Source organism: Rathayibacter sp. PhB152 (assembly GCF_003751395.1).
Lineage (GTDB): Bacteria > Actinomycetota > Actinomycetes > Actinomycetales > Microbacteriaceae > Rathayibacter > Rathayibacter festucae.
Genome location: NZ_RJUT01000002.1, coordinates 626,143 through 645,062 on the forward strand (window position 1 = coordinate 626,143; position 18,920 = coordinate 645,062).

Here is an 18,920-nt window from a genome sequence, read left to right on the forward strand (position 1 = left end):
CCTTTGCTTCTTCCTACGAAGCGGGTTCCGTGCCCTCGACGGGTGCTTGCCCGGCTTCCACAAACGCGGTGGCGAGCGAGCCGGCGGTCGCGTCGATCTGCCAGGAGCGGGCGCCGGCGCGCTCCAGCTCGGCGGCGACGGAGTCCCGGTCGAGCGGCTCCGGCGGGTTCCAGGCGAGGCGGCGGACCAGCTCGGGGGTGAGCAGGTTCTCGACCGGGAGCGAGAGCAGCTCGGCGATCTCGCCGACGACGGCGCGCGCCGCCTTCAGCCGCGCGTCGGCCGCCGGGTTGCGGTCGCCCCAGGCGCGCGGCGGCGGCAGGGTGTCGGCGGCGGGACGGACGGGGCCGGGCAGGTCCTCGGTGCTCTGACCGCGCTCGATCGCGGCCCACCAGCGCTCGACCTCGCCGCGGCTGGCGCGGCCGGTGAAGTCGCGGCGGCCGGAGAGCTGGCCGAGGCTCGTGGGGACGTTGCGCGAGACGGCGATGATCGAGGAGTCGGGGATCAGCCGGCCGGGCGCGATGTCCCGCTCGCGGGCGAAGGCGTCGCGGGCCAGCCAGAGCTCGCGGGCGATGGCGAGGGCGCGCGGACCGCGCAGGGCGTGCATCCCCGAGAGGCGGCGCCAGGGCTCGGCCGGGACCGGCTTGGGCTGCCGCGCCAGGGTCGCCTCGAACTCCTCGCGGGCGATCCGGGTCTTCCGGGCCTCGACCAGCATCTCGGCCATCCGGTCGCGCAGGTCGGGCAGCAGCTCGACGTCCTTCGCGGCGTAGACGAGCCAGCTCTGCGGGAGCGGGCGGGTCGACCAGTCGGCGGCCGAGTGCTCCTTGGCGAGGTGGATGCCGAGCAGGTCCTCGACGACGGCGCCGAGACCGACCTTGGGCAGGCCGAGCAGGCGGGCGGCGAGCTCGGTGTCGAAGATGCGCACCGGGTCGAGGCCGACCTCGCGCAGACAGGCGAGGTCCTGACTGGCGGCGTGCAGGATCCACTCCTCCTCGCCGATCACGGCCTGGAGGGCGTCCATCCGGCCGATCGCGGGCGGGTCGAAGAGGAACGCTCCGGCGCCGCGGCGGTAGACCTGGATCAGGTACGCGCGCTGCGAGTAGGTGAAGCCGGAGGCGCGCTCGGCGTCGACGGCGACGGGACCCTCGCCGGCGGCGAGGGCGTCGACCGCGGCGAGGAACTCGTCGGGGGTGGAGAGGACACGGTAATCAGTCACGGTTGTTCCGTCGGAAGGCGAGCGAGGTCACACCGTCGCCCGATACGGGCGGGAGGCCCGCGAGCATGCACAACAGCTCCCCCCAGCCTTCCACGTGGGGAGCGAGCTGCGCATCCTCGGGGCTCCAGGAGGCCCGGATCTCGATCTGCGCGCCGTCTCCCTGGGCGGCGAGCTCGCCGAATCCGGTGGAGAGGACCTTGGTCGCGGTGCCGGAGGCGGCGGTGTAGAAGGCGCCGCGGACCTCGAGGGCGTCCATCAGCCAGGACCAGGCGACCTCGGCAAGGAAGGGATCGGTGCCGATCTCGATCTCGAGCGGGGCCTGGGCGAAGCAGACGACCCGGAACGGGCCGCCCCACTGCTCCGGCTCCTCGGGGTCGTAGAGCAGGATGAACCGCCCGGTGCCCAGCTCGGAGTCGCGGCCGTGGGCGCGCGGCGAGACGTCGCCGGAGAGGGCGACGGCGTAGGGAGCGAGTCCGGCCGGCGAGGCGATCTCGGAGACGGTGAGCTCGGAGCGGGTCGTCGCCCGGCGCAGGGAGTCGACCGCGGCGCGGAACTCCTCCGGGAGCTGGGACGGCGCTGGGAATTCGGGCACGGTCGCAGACTAGAGTTCCCGCATGCTCGAAGCCCGCAGGCACGCCGCGGAGAGCGCGCACACCGGTGTCGTCCTCGCCGCGGTCCTCGCGGCCCCCACCCTCGCCGCGCTGACGGCCCTCGGCGGCGCCGCGCTCGGGACGGCCTTCCTCCGCGGGGTGGTCACTCCGCCCTCCCGGCGTGCGCAGGACGTCCGGGTCCTCGCCGTGCGGCCGGACGTGCACGAGATCGAGCTGTCGGCGTCGGTCGACACCGCGGTCCGCGGCGGCTTCAGCCTCTGGTTCGACCACGGGCGCGGGCACGCGCGGATCGGGCGGCTGCTCGCGACCGGGCGCGGCCGGGTCGTGCGGGAGCTCGGCGCCGTCGATCGCGGGACGCTGCGACCCGGCGCCCGCGGCCGGCTGAACGGCTGGCTGCTGCTCTCGCCGCGCGAGACCGGGCTGCCCTTCACCGCGGAGGAGGTGCCGACGCAGTTCGGCGCCGCTCCGGCCTGGCTCTTCCCGGCCGAGGAGGACGGCGGCGTCTGGGCGATCCACGTGCACGGCCGCGCGACGACCCGCGAGGAGACTCTGCGCGGGATCGCCGCGTTCCACCGGGCGGGGGTCACCTCGCTGGTCGTCTCGTACCGCAACGACGGCGACGCTCCGGAGAGCCCGGACCGGCGCTACGCGCTGGGGGAGACGGAGTGGCGCGACGTGGACGCCGCGATCCGGTTCGCCGAGCGGCGCGGCGCGCGCCGGGTCATGCTCGTCGGCTGGTCGATGGGCGGCGCGATCGTCCTGCAGACCGCGCTGCGCTCGAGCCGCCGCGGGCTGATCGCGGGGCTGGTGCTCGACTCGCCGGTGATCGACTGGCGGGTGACCCTGCGGAAGCAGGCGCGGCTGAACCGGATCCCGGCGCCGATCGCGGCGCTCGCGCTCACGGCGATGCAGCGGCCGTGGTCGGCCGCGCTGACCGGGCAGAGCAGTCACGTCCCGCTGGCGGCGATGGACCTGGTCGAGCGGGCCGCCGAGCTGACCGTGCCGGTCCTGCTGCTGCACAGCGTCGACGACGACTTCGTGCCGAGCGGACCGTCCGAAGCCCTGGCGGCGGCGCGGCCCGATCTGGTCGAGCTGGTCCTCTTCCACGGGGCGGGGCACACCCGGCTGTGGAACGACGACCCGGCGCTCTGGGAGGCGTCGGTCGAGCGCTGGCTGGCGGAGCGGGCGCTCAGCCGGTCCGCGTCCAGCGCGCGTAGGTGAAGCCGGCGTCGTCCGCGGCGAGCGAGGTCAGGGCGTAGGAGTCGTCGATCCGCCGGCCGGTCGACGCGACGGGGAGGCCCGGCAGCACGACGCGGGGTGCGGTCGTCAGGCAGAGCTCGTCGACGCGGCCGGAGGCGAGGAACTGGCCCGAGAGCGAGGCGCCGCCCTCGCAGACGACCCGCTCGAGGCCCAGAGTGCGCAGGGCCGCGAGGATCGCGTCGACGCTCATCCGCCCGCCGGTCGCCGCCACCGGGACGACCTCGACGCCGCGGGGGAGATCGGCCGGCGTCGCTCGCCCCTCCGGCAGCAGCAGGAGCACGCGGGCGCCCTCCTGCACCTCGAGGCGGTGGCCGGCCAGGTCGCCGGAGGAGGAGACGATGGCGAGCGGCGCGCGCTGGGGCACGCGGTAGCCCTCCGCGCGCACACTCGCGGCGCCGACGAGCACGACATCGGCCTGCGCGCGGATGACGCCGAGGATCGTGCGGTCGACGCGGTTGGTCAGCGTCTCGCTCGTGCCGTCGGAGCCGATGCTCGAGCCGTTGACGCTCGCGATCATGTTGAGCCGCACGCGGACACCGGCGCCGGGGAGGTAGGCCGCCTCGATCGCCGCTCGGGCGCCGTCGTCACCGAGGCGGATCGGCTCGCCGGCGGGGACGAGCGGCTGCAGGATCACGGTGCCGGGCTCTCGCGCGGGGCTCAGGCCGCGAGGTGGGCGCGGATCTGGCGCTTGGTGCGGCCGAGCAGCGCGCTCATCCCGCGCAGCCGCAGCGGCGAGACGGCCTCGGACAGGCCGATGGTCTGCGGGAAGTCGTCGGGAACGGCGAGCACCTGCTCGGGCGTCAGACCGTCCAGGCCCTGGGCGAGGATCGAGGCGAAGCCGCGGGTGGTCGGCGCCTCGCGCGGCGCGGTCGCGTGCAGGTGGATCACGTCGCCGTCGAACTCGACGACGATGAAGACCGGCGACTGGCACTCCTCGACCCGCTCGAACAGGTCGGGGTGATCGCGGTAGCGCTCGGGCAGCTCGGGGAGGTCGTTCGAGAACTCGAGGAGGAGCTGGAGGCGCTCCGGCTTCTCGAGGGCGAGGAACTCCTCGCGGATCTCGCGGAGCGCGGGGCCGAGCAGGTCGGTGGCGGGGGTGTCGGTGGTCATCGCTTCCATTCTTCCCTACGCGGGGACGACGGGGCAGGACGCCGAGGGCCCCGGCACAGGTGTGCACGGGGCCCTCGGGTCACGGTCGGAGCCGGTCGATCAGCGGGGCGCGGGGGCCTCGCCGGGCTCGGCGCCCTGGACGATCGGCACGCGGACGGCGCTGCCCCACTCGGTCCAGGAGCCGTCGTAGTTCTTGACGCCCTCGAAGCCGAGGAGGTGGGTGAGCACGAACCAGGTGTGCGAGGAGCGCTCGCCGATCCGGCAGTAGGCGATGACGGTGTCGCCGTCGGCCAGGCCTGCGCCGTCGCGGTAGATGCCGTTCAGCTCGTCGAGGGAGCGGAAGGTGCCGTCCTCCGCCGCGGCCTTGCCCCACGGCACGTTCTGCGCGCTGGGGATGTGGCCGGCGCGCAGGGCGCCCTCCTCCGGGTAGGCCGGCGCGGTGGTGCGGGCGCCGGAGAACTCCTCGGGGGAGCGGACGTCGATCAGCGGGTTGCCGAAGTGGGCGAGCACGTCCTCCTTGAAGGCGCGGATGTCGCCGTCGTGGCGCTCGACCGCCGGGTACTCGGCCGTGGCCGGGCTCGAGGCGTCGGTGGTGGTCGGCCGGCCGTCGGCGATCCACTTGTCGCGGCCGCCGTCGAGCAGGCGGACGTCCTCGTGGCCGAAGAGGGTGAAGACCCAGAGGGCGTAGGCGGCCCACCAGTTGTTCTTGTCGCCGTAGATGACGACGGTGCTGTCGCGGGCGATGCCCTTGGCGCCGACGAGCGCGGCGAAGGCCGCGCCGTCGATGTAGTCGCGCTGCACCGGGTCGTTGAGGTCGGTGTGCCAGTCGATCTTGACCGAGCCGGGGATGTGGCCGGTCTCGTAGAGCAGGACGTCCTCGTCGGACTCCACGACCACGAGGCCGGGGGTGCCGAGGCGCTGCTCGAGCCACTCGCCGCTGACGAGCCGTTCGGGGTGCGCGTAGGCGGCGAACTTCGGCGACGGATCGAGTTCAACGGGCAAGGGGGACCTCCAGGATGGTGCGCGGGGCGCAGACGTGGTTCTCGGATGGGCGGCGGTGCGGGCGGGCTACGCTGGAGACCGCCCTCAGCGACAGTACGCGCCCTCGTGCGCGGGTGCACGGACGGCCCCGTAAGAGTTCGACACAGTGCCGCCGGCGTCCGCCGCCGTGCGGCTCGACACAGTACTGCGACCCTGGATGCGAGACCGCGTGACCCCCGACGACGTCCGTTCGACGAGCAGCCTGACCGCGCGCTCGCCGCAGATCAGCGGCCACGAGATCGCCTCGACCCTGGTGCCGCCGCGGCAGTTCGAGGGCGCGACCTTCGAGAGCTACCGGCCGGACCCGGAGTACCCCTCGCAGGCGGAGGCCGTCGAGGCGCTGCGGGCGTTCGCGGCCGGCGGCGGCTCGAAGGGCGGCGGCGGCGGGTTCCTCGGCTTCGGCCGGAGGAAGGCGCCCGCGGTGAAGCCCGGCGTCTACCTCGACGGCGGCTTCGGCGTCGGCAAGACCCACCTGCTCGCGGCGATCTGGCACGCGGTGCCGGGCCGCACCTACTTCGGCACCTTCATCGAGTACACCGCCCTGGTCGGCGCCCTCGGCTACGCGGCGACCGTGTCCCTGCTCAAGGGCTCGGCGCTGCTCTGCATCGACGAGTTCGAGCTGGACGACCCGGGCGACACGATGCTGATGACCCGGCTGCTGGGCGAGCTGGTCGCCTCCGGCACGCGCATCGCGGCGACCTCGAACACCCCGCCGAACGCACTGGGCGAGGGGCGCTTCGCCGCAGCGGACTTCCTCCGCGAGATCCACGCGATGGCGGAGCACTTCCAGACGATGCGGATCGACGGCACCGACTACCGCCGCCGCGACATCGAGGGCCACGCGGTCACCCGCTCGGACAGCGAGATCGACGAGCTCGTCACCACGGCCCCCTCCGGCGCCGTCGTCACCGACGACTCCTTCCGGGCCGCCGTCGACCACCTCGGCTCCGTGCACCCCTCGCGCTACATCAAGGTGATCGACGGGGTCGACGCCATCGTGCTGCGCGACGTCGCCACCCTCACCGACCAGACGGACGCCCTGCGCCTCGTCGCCTTCATCGACCGCGTCTACGACGCGCAGATCCCGGTGCTCGCCTCCGGCGTCGCGCTGGACGAGGTCTTCGGCGGCGACATGCTCAGCGGCGGCTACCGCAAGAAGTACCTCCGCTCGATGTCGCGCCTGATCGCGCTGACCTCGATGCGGCCGTTCGCCTGACGGACCGGCGCCTGACGACGCGACGACGCGCGGCGTCGGTCCTCCGCGGCATCTCCCCGGCTCGTGCGCGGGGGATCCGCGGCGCGCTGTAACGCACTGTTCACACGGGAGCCGTGCTCGTAACATCCGCGAAACCTCGTGCCGCACGGGTCGTAACGTCGCGCGGCCAGACTGTCGGCTACCCGAGGTGACCCGACACCCCGCGTCCTCCGAGACGCCGTGTCTTCGGGGTCGTGCAGCGACTGCCGGCCCGCATCGGGCTCTGCACTGCCCTCACTCACGACTCCTGCACGACTCTGCTTACTCACGAGAGGTTCAACAATGGATCAAGGCAATACCGCGTTCCTGCTCCTGGCGGCGGCGCTGGTCCTGCTCATGACCCCCGGGCTCGCCTTCTTCTACGGCGGTCTGGTCCGAGCGAAGAGCGTCATCAGCATGATGATGCTGAGCTTCGGCGCGATGGGCCTGATCGGCGTGCTGTGGGTGCTCTACGGCTACGCGATCACCTTCTCCAACGCCGGTGTGGGCGACTTCGTCGGCATCGACGGCGTCCTCGGCATCGACCTCAGTCAGCTCGGCCTCGCCGGTGCCTACGCCGAGGCCCGCGGTGACATCGAGTCCGCGTACCCGACGCTCGCCTTCGCGGCCTTCCAGGCCACCTTCGCGATCATCACCGTCGCGCTCATCTCCGGCGCGATCGCCGACCGCGCCAAGTTCGGCGCGTGGATGGTCTTCGCGGGCGTCTGGGCGACCATCGTCTACTTCCCGGTCGCCTCCTGGGTCTTCAACTTCGCCCTCGACCCCGAGACCGGCGCCACCTCGGACGGCGGCTGGATCGCCTACAACGTCGGTGCGATCGACTTCGCCGGCGGCACCGCGGTGCACATCAACGCCGGTGCGGCGGCCCTCGCCCTCGCCCTGGTCCTCGGCAAGCGCGTGAACTTCACCAAGGGAGCGCACCAGCCGCACAACCCGCCGTTCGTGCTCCTCGGCGCCGGCCTCCTCTGGTTCGGCTGGTTCGGCTTCAACGCCGGCTCCGAGCTCGCCGCCGACGGCATCGCCGCGATCGCCTTCCTCAACACCATCGCCGCACCGGCCGCCGCCATCATCGGCTGGCTGATCATCGAGAAGATCAAGGACGGCAAGCCCACCTCGATCGGCGCCGCCTCCGGTGCCGTCGCGGGTCTCGTCGCGATCACCCCGGCCTGCGCCGTGCTCTCGCCCTTCTGGGCGATCGTGCTCGGCCTGATCACCGGTGCCGTCTGCGCCCTGGCGATCGACCTCAAGTACAAGCTCGGCTACGACGACTCGCTCGACGTGGTCGGCGTGCACCTCGTCGGCGGTCTGATCGGAACGCTCTACATCGGCTTCTTCGGCACCGATGTCGGCCTCTTCCTCACCGGCGACGCCAGCCAGCTCGGCAAGCAGGCCCTCGCGGCCTTCACCGTCCTGATCTACTCCTTCGTCCTCACCTACGCGATCGGCTGGGTCATCCAGAAGACGATCGGCTTCCGCGTGAAGAACGAGGACGAGATCGCCGGCATCGACACCGCCATCCACGGCGAGGCGGGCTACGTCCTCGCGGACTAGTCCTCGCTGACGGGTTCCGCGCTCGACGCGCCACCCCGGGGGAGCCGGCTCTTCGGAGCCGGCTCTTCTCATTTCCGGGCTAGGGTTTTCAGGTGCCCTCCTCACGCTCGGTCGTGTCCCTGCTCCTCCGACTGCTCGGCCGCGCGAGCGCTCCGCGCGCCGACGCCGGCGCCCCCGCGCAGCGGCCGTACCTGAGCACCACGGCGCCCACCCCGGGCGCGAACGGGATCGGCAGGACCTCCGAGGTCGACCCGACCCGGCTGCGCGGCGTGCACCTCGGCTACGCGCCGACGCCGGACGGCGATCCCGATCCGGGCGAGGTCGTCTGGACCTGGGTGCCCTACGAGGAGGACGACGGCCGCGGCAAGGACCGCCCCGTCCTCGTCCTCGCGGTCGAGAAGGCCGGCACGGCGCTGGCGATCCGGTTGAGCTCGAAGGAGCACGACGGCTACCTCGCGGTCGGTGCGGGGCCCTGGGATCCGGAGGGGCGGCCGAGCTTCGCGGACCCGGAGCGGGTCTTCCGCGTGCACCCCGCGGGGATGCGGCGCGAGGGCGCGGCGCTGGAGCGGGCGCGGTTCGACGCGGTCGCGCGGGTCGTCTCGGCGCGGTACGGCTGGCGCTGAGCCGGCGCCGACCTCCGGCGGTCCCGCCTAGGCGCTCGGGGCGATGCGCACGAGCTCCGGGTGCTTGGCCGTGCGGCCGTCGCCGGAGGACGTGCCGGTGAGCCGGCGGCGCAGCCACGGCGCGACGTGGGTGCGGTAGTACTGCGCGGAGCCTCCGCTCGCTGCGGCGGTCCGCTCGGGCGCCTCCTCGGTGGCCGGCGGAACGGGCAGGCCGAGGGAGCCGAGCACGCGGGCGCTGACGCGGTGGTGACCGCGCGGGCCGAGGTGCAGGCGATCCTCGGACCAGAGCGACGGGTCGGCGAAGGCCGGGTCGGTCCAGTTGTCGGCGACGACGATGTCCGGGCGCTGCCGCGTGCGGCGCAGGACGGCCGAGGTGAGGGCGTCGCCGCGACGCTTGATCAGGCGGCCTAGCGGCAGCCGCGCGGACGGGTCCGGGGCGGAGAGGGCGATCAGAACGACGCCCTCGGCGTCGCAGCGGGCGAGCACCTCGAGGTAGCGGTCCGCGATGCGCTCGATGTCGGCGCGCGGTCTGAGCATGTCGTTGCCGCCCCCGTTGAAGGAGAGGTGGGTCGGCCGCAGGGCGAGCGCGGGCTCGAGCTGCTCGTCGACGATCGGGTCGATGAGGCGGCCGCGGATGGCGAGATTGGCGTACTCGATCGGCTCGCCGAGCGCATCCGCCCAGCCCTGCGCGGTGAGGTCGGCCCAGCCGCGGGCGGTGCCGTCGGGGAGCTCGTCGCCGACGCCCTCCGAGAAGGAGTCGCCGATCGAGACGAAGCGGACGGCGGTCATCGGCGCGGCGATCGGGGCGGGGTTCCGGTGCGGGGCATCGTCGCACTGTAGCCCGGGAAAGCGTGTACCGTCGGCCGCATGGATCAGGACTCGCCGACCTCCGTCGAACTGCCGGACGGGGTCGGACGCCTCGTCCTCGTCGATCCGGACACGCCGCCGAAGGACTCGCCGCGGCCGTATCTGCATCCGCTGCGGACGCCCGCCGGGCGCGTCGTCACCGATCTGCGGCCCGCGGACCACGACTGGCATCTCGGGCTGTCGCTCGCCGTGTCGAACATCACGATCGGCGAGGACGAGCTCGACACGAACCTGTGGGGCGGGCCGACCTGGCTGACCGGGACGGGCTACCGGCAGGTGGACAACAACGGCTCGCAGCGGCCGGAGGGCGCGGATCCGAGCGATCTCGCGCTGGGGTGGTTCGATGAGCGCGGGCGGCGGTTCCTCGACGAGCGGCGGCGGCTGAGCGTGCGGCGGCTCGGGGAAGTGACGGTGCTGCGGATCGAGAGCCGCTGGCGCGCGCTCGGGGAGCGGCTCGTCTTCGGCTCGCCGACCACGGCCGGGCGGCCGGACGCGGGGTACGGCGGGCTGTTCCTGCGGCTGGATCCGTCGTTCGAGGGGAGTGACGTGAGCGGGCCCGACGGGGCTGTCGCGGAGCCGATGGGGCTGGTGTCGCGCTGGCTCGCGGTGGCGGACGGGAGCGCGACGGTGGCGCTGCGGGCGGACGAGGGGAGTCCCGTCGATCCGTCGACGTGGTTCGTGCGGACGAGCGGGACGCCGATGCTGTGCGCGGCGCCGTTCTTCGGCGCGACGTGGACGCTGGACGCGGGGGCGGAGGCGAGCTGGAGCTGGCAGGTGCTGCTGGCGGACCGGGTGCTGGGTGCGGAGGAGATCGAGGCGAGCTGGGGGCGGGGCGGCTGAGTGCTGGCGGGGCGGGTCTCGATACGCCGCTGCGCGGCTACTCGACCAGCATGAAGGGCCGCTGCGCCGGTGGTCGGCCAGCATGAGTTGCGCGGGTGGTCGGCCAGCATGAGCCGAGGGGGCGGTGGCCCCGGGACGAGGAGGAGCGGACATGGAGCGGACCGGGAGGCGGGTGCTGCACGGCGCGCGGAAGGTCGACGCGGGCGGGACGGTCGAGGACTTCTGGCTGGTCGCGGACGACGGGGTGATCGTCGAGGTCGGGGCCGGGGGCGGCTGGGAGCGTGCGGCGGAGGGTGCGCGGGTCTACGACGCGGCCGGGCTGACGGCGACGCCCGGGTTCGTCGATCTGCACGTGCACGGCGGGGCGGGCCGCAGCTTCGACGAGGGCGCGGACGGGATGCGGGCGGGACTCGCGCTGCACCGCGCCCACGGGACGACGCGCTCGCTGGTGAGCCTGGTCTCGGCGCCGCTCGCGCAGCTGGAGGCGTCGCTCGACACGGTCGCCTCGCTGGCGGCGGAGGATCCGCTCGTCCTCGGGGCGCACCTGGAGGGGCCGTTCCTCGCGCCGTCGCGCTGCGGGGCGCACGATCCGGCCGCCCTGATCGCGCCGACGCCCGAGGCGGTCGAGCGGCTGCTCGACGCAGCGTGCGGGAGCCTCCGGCAGATCACGATCGCTCCCGAGCTGCCGGGAGCCCTCGCGGCGATCGAGCGCCTGACCGCGGCGGGGGTCGTCGTCGCGGTCGGCCACACCGAGGCGGACGCGGCGACGACGCGGGCGGCGATCGAGCGCGGCGCCCGGCTGGTCACCCACGCCTTCAACGCGATGCCGGGCATCGGACACCGCGCGCCGGGGCCGATCCCGGTGGCGCTGGCCGACGAGCGGGTGGTGCTCGAGCTGATCCTGGACGGCGAGCACGTGGACGCGGACGTGGCGCGGATCGCGTTCGCGTCGGCGCCCGGACGGATCGCGCTGGTCACCGACGCGATGGCGGCGGCGGGAGCGGGCGACGGCGCGCACCGGATCGGCCGGCTGCGCGTCGACGTGCGGGACGGCGTCGCCCGGCTGGAGGGCACGGAGACACTCGCCGGCTCCACGCTGACGCTCGACGCGGCACTCCGGCGCGCGGTCGAGGCGGTCGGCCTGGAGGTCGAGGCCGCGGTCGGCGCGGTCACCGCGACGCCGGCGCGCGTGCTGGGCGCCGAGGGCGCGCTCGGCGCGCTCGCGGTCGGCCGGGCGGCCGACGTGGTCCTGCTGGACGACGCCCTGCAGGTGCGGGCGGTGTGGGCCGCGGGTGAGCCGGTGGTGACGGCCTAGAGCCTCCGCAGGGCGAGGTGCAGGGGCGCACCGTCCCGCAGGTCCACCGACAGCGTGCGCGGGTCGATCTGGAGCGCTCCGGGCGTGCCCTCCTCGAGCTCGACGGCGATCGGCAGCCGCACGAGCACGCGCTCGCCCAGTCGCGCCGCCGCCGCGTCGAGGGGACTGCGGAGCAGGCACTCGACGGACTCCGGGCTCCAGGAGAGCGACTCGACCCGCAGGGCGCCGCGCAGGTGCAGGCCGGTGATCCGTCCCTCCGCCCAGCGGTCGGGCAGGGCGGGCAGCAGGTGCAGTGTCGTGCCGTCCGAGCGGGTGAGCATCTGCGCGACCAGGGCGGGCAGGCCGCCCGCGGCGTCGACGTTGAAGATCGCGTCGGCGTCGTGGGTGGGCATCATGTTCGGGCGCCAGTGCAGGCGGGCGAGCCAGTCGACGCACTGCAGCGCCGCCTCGGCGTCGCCGAGCGTGGCGGCGGCGACGCCGGCCTGCACGAGCCCGAACGCCATCTCCATCCGGCCGGGCGGGGCGGTCGGCTCCTCGGCGCGCCAGCGCAGCCGGGCGCGGACCGCCTCCAGGGCCGCGGCGCCGAGGGCGGGGTCGGCGGCCGCCGGGTCGCCCTCGTACCACCAGGGGTGCAGGTGCGAGGCGTGCCGGTGCTCCGGCCGGTCGGTGAGCGCCGGGTCCTGCCACTCGGCGAGCTGCCCGTCGGGGCTGATGCGGTAGCCGGGGAGCCGGGAGGCGAGTGCCTCCCACTCGGCGGCGTCCTCGTCCGTGCCGAGCAGCCGCTCGATGCGCGCGGCGATCAGCAGCGCGTCCCGGATCATCGCGACCTCCGAGGTGGCGTCGCGGGTGATCGGCGTCTCCTGGTCACCGGGGTGATTCTCGGGGGAGTAGCCGGGGGAGACGTGCGCGGTCCCGTCCGCGTCGATCACCAGGGCGTGCCGGTAGCAGGTGACGACCTCCCGGGCGAAGGGCCGGGCCCAGCCGCGCAGGAACTCCTCGTCGCCGGTGCTCGACCAGTGGTCCCAGGCGAGGCGGAGGATCCAGCCGCCGCCGCCGAGCCAGTACTGCAGCGGGTACTCGGCGGTGAAGTGGTTGGCGCGGCCGTGCCCGGAGATGCGGGTGGGCAGCAGGAAGCCGGGCGCGCCGAGGATCCGCTCGGCGTTCAGCCGGTAGTCGTCCTCGAACTCCGCGACGGCGGTGAAGAACGACCGCAGCAGCTCGGGCGTGCCGGTCGTGCCGAGCGAGGCGACGCCGCCGTTCTGCACGTTCCCGTTGAGCGTGTAATCCGAGGACCAGGCCGGCGCCCAGGAGCCGGCCCAGACGCCCTGCAGGCTGGCGGGCAGCTCGCCCGTCGCCGCGATGATCGCGTGCCGGCCGGCGGCGAAGGCGCGCTCGACGAGCTCGTCGCTCGCCGCGGGGTCGGCGCGCACCTCCTCGATGCTGCGCGGGGTCGCGGCGCCGAGGGAGACGGAGCAGGCGCCGACGAGCCGCTCGTGCGGGGTGGTCGCGGCGGGGTAGCGGGCGAGGACCGGCGGAGTGACGGGTGCGGGCGCGGTCGAGGTCACCGAGACGCGCAGCTCCAGCTCCAGCTCGCGGGCGCCGGAGACGCGCCAGGCGGGCCAGGTCGCGTCGCGCTCCCTCACGGCGGACTCCTGGCCCCGCAGCAGGCGCGCGACGACGAGGGCGGAGCGGAAACCGGTGGGGCGCGGGTGGCGGGGCACGGTCTCGAGGGCGAGGGTCTCGCCGCCGTCGACGGCGCGGACGAGGGCGTGCTCGCGGTGGTCGCGCGGGGCGTCGGGGCCGAGATCGGGCTCGGTCGGCTCGTCGGCCGGGGCGAGCCGGAGCAGGCCGGAGAAGGGCGAGTCCGCGCGCACCGCGACGAGGAGCCGGTCGGCGCCGCGGTCGGCGCGGACGCTGACCGTGAGTCCCGTCGGAAGGGTCAGGGCAGCGGTGCCCGTCGGGTAGTCGATCGAGCGCTCGCGGATGCCGCCGGACGACCCGGTGGCCAGCTCGAGCCGGAGGACTCCCGCGGGCACCAGCGGGTCGGCGTCGAGGAGCGAGCCGTCGTGCCCCTCCTCGGCCCAGGCGCGGGTCTGCCACTCCTCGATCCGCTCCGCGTCCGCGTCGCTCACGGGCGCCCGGTCGAGCAGCGCGCGGATCGCCGGCAGCAGGGGAGCGAGCAGCGGCGGCCCGACCAGCGGATCGACCGGCAGGCGGAGCCGCTCGTGTGAGAGCGAGACGACCGCGCCGCCGCCGACGTCTCCCTCGCCGCTGTCTCCCTCGCTGTCGTCTCCCCCGCCGTCGGGGCCCTCGTACAGCGCCGCGCCGGTCGTCCCGGTGCCGACCATCACCCCGGTCTCCCAGGTCCTGGCCTCGGTGCTGCCGTGGAAGCCTCCGGGCCCGTCGTCGGTGTCCACCGGGGTGCTCATCGGGGCGCGATCGCGAGCCGCAGGCGGCGCGGCTCGGCCGTGGAGCCGCCGAGCAGGATCCGGGTGCCGGCGACGCGATCGGCGCCGCCGACGTACGTGAACATCTCGCCGTCGTCGAAGACCGGCGGAACGCCGTCGCCGGGATCGGTGTCGATCGAGAGCACGGCGGCGTCGGTGGCGACGGTCGCGACGGCTCCGTCGAGCCACCAGCCGTCCTCGAGCGCCGCGGCGCCCGACACGAGTGCGTCGCCGTCGACGACGAGCTCCAGCGCGTAGCGCGTCTCGAGGCCGGTGAAGGAGACCGTGACGTCGATGCCCGTCTCGTCGACCTCGACCGCCACCTCCGTCCGCAGCTCGACGTCGAAGCGCTCGCGCCGGGCGAAGTCCATCACCGAGAAGAAGCGGCCCTCGCTGTCCGGGACGGCGGTGGCCGCGGGCACGTCGGCGCCGAGCGTGTCGTAGTAGCCCGAGACCCGCCGCTCGACGAGCACCGCGCCGCGCTCGGTCGGCTCGAGGGTCTGCGGTCGGGCGCAGCCGAGCGAGAAGAACGCGGGGGAGACGCGCAGCGAGCGGAGGACGAGCCCGTGCGCGCGCGCCCGGAGCAGGGTCGCGGAGTTGGCGAGGCCCGAGCCGATCCGGCCGGTGCTCGCGAAGTCGCTGCCGGCCGAGACGGACACGGAGAGCGCGCCCTCGCGGCGGCGGAGCAGCCGGCTGACCGGATAGCTGCGCGTGACCGAGCCGGGCGTCGCGGCCGGCTCGGGCAGGAGGCCGCCGATCTCCGGGCGGCGCAGCAGCTCGGCGAGGTGCCGCTCCGGCTCGCGCAGCGTGCGACCGAGGATCTGCCCGACGATCCGGGCGGCGTCGCCGTCGCCGTCCTCCAGCGCGAGCAGGCGGTAGGGCGAGAGCAGGTTCTCGACGTCATAGGGGATGGTCTGGTCCTGCCGGCGGGAGTGCACGCACTCGATCTCGCCGTCGTCCTCGACCAGGCCGGCGATCGCGCGGAGGTTCCGCCGCACCGGCTCGAGCAGGGACGGCCGGTCGAGGTCGTGCGCCAGCGTCAGCAGGCTCGGGTTCGTGACCTCGGTGGCGTAGACGGCGCTGCGCTCGCTGTACTGCCCGTCGGCGTCGATGTCGATGCCCTCGGCCAGCCAGGCGTCGGCGCGGTCGAGCAGCGCGGCGGCGAGGGCCCCGGACGCGCCGTCCGCCGAGCGCCCGCCGTGCACGTGCACCGCGAGGGCGGCGAGGGCGCTCGCCAGCTCCCAGCGGTGGTTCGGCGTGTGCACGCCGCCGGCCAGCATCGCGGGCGAGGCGGCGACGGCGATCGCGGCGAGACCCTCCCGGACCGCGTCGAAACCGGCGGGCCGGTGGCGGTCGAGCAGCTCGACGCAGCCGCAGAGGTCGTTGATCGTGAACGCCGTGTCGGGCGGGGAGGCGAGATTGCCGCTGCTCGAGAACAGGCCGCTGTCGAGCTGCTGGGCGGCGAGGTGCCGCAGGTACGTCTCGGCGGCGTCCCGCGACTCCGGACCCTCGTCGCCCTCGGCGATCGCCAGGGCGACCAGGGAGGTGATGGCGCGCATGGTCGGTCGCGGGCCGAGCCCGGTCAGCGGCCGCCGGGCGCGCGCGACGAACTCGTCGCCGCGCACGCGGGCGTCCGCGATCAGCCGGGCGGCGTAGGGGGCGTCGTCGACGGTGATCACGGGGTCTCCTCGGGGGCAGGAACGGAAGCGGGGGAGAGGCGCAGACTCACGACCTCGAACGGCCGCAGCTCGAGCGCGATCTGGCCGGAGTCGACGCCCAGCAGCGCCGTCCCCTCGGCGTCGCGGTCGAGCAGGTCGACCTCGCGGACGCCGCTGAGCGGATGCGTGACGACCAGCGCCGTGCAGACGCGTCCGCCGAGCGCCTCGTGCAGCCGGACGATCACGTCGCCGCTGCGGTCGGCGGCGAGCGTGACCGTGTCGACGACCACGGCCGGGTCCTCGACGGCGACGAGTGCCTCCGGGATCGAGCCGCCGAGGACGACGCGCGGCGCGGTGCTCGCGGCGAAGCCGGCCCGGACGGCGTCGGCGATGCCGGGGGCGACCGTGAGCGTGCTGAGGAACTCGTGCTCGCCCTGGTCCGCCTCCGGATCGGGGAAGGTCGGCGCGCGCAGCAGCGACTGGCGGACCACGGTGCTCACGCGGCCGTCGTCGATCGTGCGCTGCACGTCGTAGCCGTAGACCGCGTCGGAGGCCACGGCGACGCCGAAGCCCGGCTCGCCGACGTGCAGCCAGCGGTGCGCGCAGATCTCGTACTTCGCCGCCTCCCAGCTGGTGTTGGTGTGCACCGGGCGGCGGACGTGGCCGAACTGCGTCTCGGCCGAGGAGTGCTCGGCGTGCACGTCGAGCGGGAAGGCGAGCTTGAGCAGCTTCCGCCGCTCGTGCCAGTCGACGACCGTGCGGATCCGGACCGCGGGCTCGCGCGGATCGAGGGCGATGGTCTGGGTCGCCGTGCTGCCGCCGCGCCCGAAGCTCCGGCGGACGACGATGCCGGCGCCGTCCTCGCCGAGCTCGACCGTGCCGTCGACGAGGTCGATGACGGTGTCGCGGTAGGCGGCGTCGAGGTCCCAGGCGTCCCACTGGTTGGGCTCGTCGCGGTGCAGCTGCAGCAGGTTCCCGACGCGACCCCTGGGCAGCAGCTCGCGCCCGGAGTCGCGGTCGAGGACGCTCGAGAGGAGCCCCTGCGCGGTGACGGCGACGACGAGGCGCGGCGACTCGAGGACGAAGCCCTCGCCGTCGGCGCGCACGGAGAGCCCCTCGGCGGCCGCCACCACAGCCTCCACCGCGGCCCCGCCCCGCGCCGGCACACCGCCGACGACGACCGGCGCCGCGTTCAGCGCGATCCGCCGCTCGCCCGGCCCGACGAGCACCGCGAGCCGCTCGGCGATCATCCGCTCCAGCGCCGTGCTCACCTCGGCGTGCGTGCGCTCGGCCTCACGGTGCACCCAGGCGATCGCGGTGCCGGGGAGGATGTCGTGGAACTGCAGCAGCAGCACCCGCCGCCAGAGCGCGTCGAGCTCGTCGAACGGGAACGGCACGCCGTGCCGCAGGAACGCCACGCTCGCCCAGTGCTCGGCCTCGGCCAGCAGCCGCTCGTTGCGGCGGTTGCCCTGCTTGGTGCGGGCCTGCGAGGTGAGGATGCCGCGGTGGAACTCGAGGTACATCTCGCCGGACCAGACCGGCGGGTCGGCGTACTCGGCCTCCGCGGCCTCGAAGAAGTCGTGCGCGGAGGAGAACTCGATCCGCGGCGAGCCCTCGAGGTCGGACTGCAGCCGGGCGAGCGCCATCATCTCGCGTGTGGGTCCGCCGCCGCCGTCGCCGTAGCCGAACGGCATCAGCGAGCGCGTCGCCCGCCCGTGCTCCTGGAAGTTGCGGACGATGCGCGCCAGCTCGGTCGGCCGCAGGTCGCCGCTGTAGGTGTTCGAGGGCGGGAAGTGGGTGAAGATCCGCGAGCCGTCGAGCCCCTCCCAGACGAAGGAGTGGTGCGGCATCGCGTTGGTCTCGTTCCAGCACATCTTCTGCGTGAAGAACCAGCGCAGCCCCGCCTTCCGCAGCAGCTGCGGCAGCGCGGCCGGGTAGCCGAAGGAGTCCGGCAGCCAGCCGACCTCGCTGATCGCGCCGAACTCGTCCTGGAAGAACCGCGCGCCCTGCTGCAGCTGGCGCACCAGCGACTCGCCGGAGGGCATGGTGACGTCGGACTCGACCCACATGTTGCCGACCGGGACGAAGCGGCCCTCGCGGACCCGCTCGACGATGCGGGCGAAGATCCCGGGGTGGTGCTCCTTCATCCAGGCGAACTGCTGGGCGGAGGAGCAGGTGAAGACGGCGTCCGGGTCGCGGTCCATCAGATCGAGCACGTTGGAGAAGGTGCGCGCGCACTTGCGGACGGTCTCGCGGGTGGGCCAGAGCCAGGCGGAGTCGATGTGCGCGTGGCCGGTCGCCGAGATCCGGTGCGCGGAGTGCGCGGCCGGTGCGGCGAGCAGCGGCGCGATCACCGCGCGCGCGTCGGCGACGGTGCCGGCGAGGTCGTCGGGGTTCAGGGCGTTCAGGGCCCGGGTCAGCCCGGCGAGGATCTCGTGCCTCCGCGGTTCGGTGACCGGCAGCTCGTCGTGCAGCCCGCGGAGGACGCCGAGCTCGAGGCCGAGGCGCTCGGCGACGGTGTCGACCAGCACGACGCAGAAGCGGCCGAGCCGGTAGAGCGGCTCGACGGGCGCAGTGGCGCGGTCGCCGAACAGGGTGGGCGAGAAGCCGCCCGGGCCGGCGAAGTCGTTCCCGCCGGTGAGGTCCGGGTTCGAGGCGCCCTCCACCCAGACGAGGAACTCCTCGCCGGGCGCCGCGTCGAGCGGCACGTGATGGTTGCGCGGCTCGAGGCCCTTGAGCACCCGGCCGTCGGCGGCGCGGGCGAGGCCTTCGCACTGGAAGCCGGGCTTGGCCCGGTCGAAGCCGAGGTCGAGTGAGAGCTCGATCCGGAAGCGATCGCCCGCGTCGCCCCGGCCCGGGTGGCCCCACCTCGCCGGCACCGTCCCGGTCACCCGGAACCAGGTGGTGTCCCAGGCGGCGCCCCACGGCGCTCCCGGCTCGATCGTCTCGTACGTGTTCCGCGGGTCGGTCGCGGTCTCGACGCCGACCGGCTCGCCGACCGCCGTCCACGCGGCGACGGCGAGCGGGATCCGCTCGGCCTGCACCGCCAGGGGGAGGCGCTCGGCGAGGAAGCGGTCGACGCGGGCGGCGGCCTTCAGGTCTTCGGGGCGCATCTCGTCGTGGTGCATC

At 74.4% G+C, this 18,920-nt stretch carries 15 protein-coding genes; 6 read left to right on the top strand and 9 right to left on the bottom strand.

Annotation, left to right across the window (positions count from 1 at the left end):
- Positions 1–13: 13 nt before the first annotated feature.
- Entirely contained in the window at positions 14–1,213 is a 1,200-nt protein-coding gene (locus tag EDF36_RS06325; protein ID WP_123732304.1) for a ribonuclease D, read from the bottom strand.
- A complete protein-coding gene (locus EDF36_RS06330; RefSeq protein WP_123445865.1) occupies positions 1,206–1,805 on the bottom strand; it encodes a DUF3000 domain-containing protein in 600 nt (199 codons plus the stop codon). Before EDF36_RS06330 ends, EDF36_RS06325 begins: the two co-directional genes overlap by 8 nt.
- Before the next feature lie 22 nt (positions 1,806–1,827).
- Here EDF36_RS06330 and EDF36_RS06335 point away from each other — a divergent pair, with 22 nt between their 5' ends.
- Complete coding sequence (locus EDF36_RS06335) at positions 1,828–3,045, top strand: S9 family peptidase (RefSeq protein ID WP_123732305.1); 1,218 nt, start codon at positions 1,828–1,830, stop codon at positions 3,043–3,045.
- Here the strand turns inward: EDF36_RS06335 and EDF36_RS06340 are convergent.
- The 3 genes from EDF36_RS06340 to EDF36_RS06350 all read right to left on the bottom strand — a co-directional run bounded on the left by EDF36_RS06340 (position 3,014) and on the right by EDF36_RS06350 (position 5,196).
- Positions 3,014–3,718 (bottom strand): dihydrofolate reductase family protein, encoded by a 705-nt coding sequence (locus EDF36_RS06340; protein ID WP_123732306.1) that lies wholly within the window; start codon positions 3,716–3,718, stop codon positions 3,014–3,016. The two genes, EDF36_RS06335 and EDF36_RS06340, sit on opposite strands and share 32 nt — an antisense overlap.
- 23 nt (positions 3,719–3,741) lie before the next feature.
- Complete coding sequence (locus tag EDF36_RS06345) at positions 3,742–4,194, bottom strand: SufE family protein (RefSeq protein ID WP_123732307.1); 453 nt, start codon at positions 4,192–4,194, stop codon at positions 3,742–3,744.
- 99 nt (positions 4,195–4,293) lie between these two features.
- Positions 4,294–5,196, bottom strand: a complete 903-nt coding sequence (locus EDF36_RS06350) for a sulfurtransferase (protein ID WP_123703598.1) — start codon at positions 5,194–5,196, stop codon at positions 4,294–4,296.
- 208 nt (positions 5,197–5,404) lie between these two features.
- Between EDF36_RS06350 and zapE the strand changes: the two genes are divergently transcribed.
- The 3 genes from zapE (at position 5,405) to EDF36_RS06365 (ending at position 8,664) form a co-directional block, all read left to right on the top strand.
- Positions 5,405–6,451: a cell division protein ZapE gene (gene zapE / locus EDF36_RS06355; RefSeq protein WP_260300541.1), complete on the top strand. Its 1,047-nt coding sequence runs from the start codon at positions 5,405–5,407 to the stop codon at positions 6,449–6,451.
- 321 nt (positions 6,452–6,772) lie between these two features.
- Positions 6,773–8,041, top strand: coding sequence for an ammonium transporter (locus tag EDF36_RS06360; protein ID WP_123445871.1), 1,269 nt, complete (start codon positions 6,773–6,775; stop codon positions 8,039–8,041).
- 92 nt (positions 8,042–8,133) lie between these two features.
- A complete protein-coding gene (locus tag EDF36_RS06365; RefSeq protein ID WP_166649619.1) occupies positions 8,134–8,664 on the top strand; it encodes a type II toxin-antitoxin system PemK/MazF family toxin in 531 nt (176 codons plus the stop codon).
- 27 nt (positions 8,665–8,691) lie between these two features.
- Here the strand turns inward: EDF36_RS06365 and EDF36_RS06370 are convergent, their stop codons facing one another.
- Positions 8,692–9,453, bottom strand: coding sequence for an SGNH/GDSL hydrolase family protein (locus tag EDF36_RS06370; RefSeq protein WP_123703603.1), 762 nt, complete (start codon positions 9,451–9,453; stop codon positions 8,692–8,694).
- A gap of 78 nt (positions 9,454–9,531) precedes the next feature.
- Between EDF36_RS06370 and EDF36_RS06375 the strand changes: the two genes are divergently transcribed.
- Together EDF36_RS06375 and EDF36_RS06380 are read left to right on the top strand one after the other, a co-directional pair.
- Positions 9,532–10,371 carry a DUF6807 family protein gene (locus tag EDF36_RS06375; RefSeq protein WP_123732309.1) on the top strand — a complete coding sequence of 280 codons (840 nt, stop codon included), beginning with the start codon at positions 9,532–9,534 and terminating at the stop codon, positions 10,369–10,371.
- A 151-nt stretch (positions 10,372–10,522) separates the two neighbouring features.
- Positions 10,523–11,686 (top strand): N-acetylglucosamine-6-phosphate deacetylase, encoded by a 1,164-nt coding sequence (locus EDF36_RS06380; protein WP_123732310.1) that lies wholly within the window; start codon positions 10,523–10,525, stop codon positions 11,684–11,686.
- Here EDF36_RS06380 and EDF36_RS06385 read toward each other — a convergent pair.
- Genes EDF36_RS06385 through EDF36_RS06395 form a run of 3 tightly spaced genes read right to left on the bottom strand, consistent with a single transcriptional unit; the run spans position 11,683 to position 18,904 of the window.
- Complete coding sequence (locus tag EDF36_RS06385; protein WP_148059983.1) at positions 11,683–14,103, bottom strand: glycosyl hydrolase family 95 catalytic domain-containing protein; 2,421 nt, start codon at positions 14,101–14,103, stop codon at positions 11,683–11,685. The genes EDF36_RS06380 and EDF36_RS06385 overlap by 4 nt on opposite strands.
- 8 nt (positions 14,104–14,111) lie before the next feature.
- On the bottom strand, positions 14,112–15,812 hold the full coding sequence (locus EDF36_RS06390; RefSeq protein ID WP_123732312.1) for a hypothetical protein: 1,701 nt from the start codon (positions 15,810–15,812) through the stop codon (positions 14,112–14,114).
- Positions 15,809–18,904: a glycoside hydrolase family 38 C-terminal domain-containing protein gene (locus EDF36_RS06395; protein ID WP_123732443.1), complete on the bottom strand. Its 3,096-nt coding sequence runs from the start codon at positions 18,902–18,904 to the stop codon at positions 15,809–15,811. The genes EDF36_RS06390 and EDF36_RS06395 overlap by 4 nt, the downstream gene beginning before the upstream one ends.
- Positions 18,905–18,920 lie beyond the last annotated feature (16 nt).

Excerpts from the sequence above, each read along its gene's own strand:
- EDF36_RS06335 (WP_123732305.1), top strand. The coding sequence starts at position 1,828 with ATGCTCGAAGCCCGCAGGCACGCCGCGGAGAGCGCGCACACCGGTGTC.
- EDF36_RS06345 (WP_123732307.1), bottom strand. The coding sequence starts at position 4,194 with ATGACCACCGACACCCCCGCCACCGACCTGCTCGGCCCCGCGCTCCGC.
- EDF36_RS06360 (WP_123445871.1), top strand. The coding sequence starts at position 6,773 with ATGGATCAAGGCAATACCGCGTTCCTGCTCCTGGCGGCGGCGCTGGTC.
- EDF36_RS06370 (WP_123703603.1), bottom strand. The coding sequence starts at position 9,453 with ATGACCGCCGTCCGCTTCGTCTCGATCGGCGACTCCTTCTCGGAGGGC.
- EDF36_RS06375 (WP_123732309.1), top strand. The coding sequence starts at position 9,532 with ATGGATCAGGACTCGCCGACCTCCGTCGAACTGCCGGACGGGGTCGGA.
- EDF36_RS06380 (WP_123732310.1), top strand. The coding sequence starts at position 10,523 with ATGGAGCGGACCGGGAGGCGGGTGCTGCACGGCGCGCGGAAGGTCGAC.
- EDF36_RS06395 (WP_123732443.1), bottom strand. The coding sequence starts at position 18,904 with ATGCGCCCCGAAGACCTGAAGGCCGCCGCCCGCGTCGACCGCTTCCTC.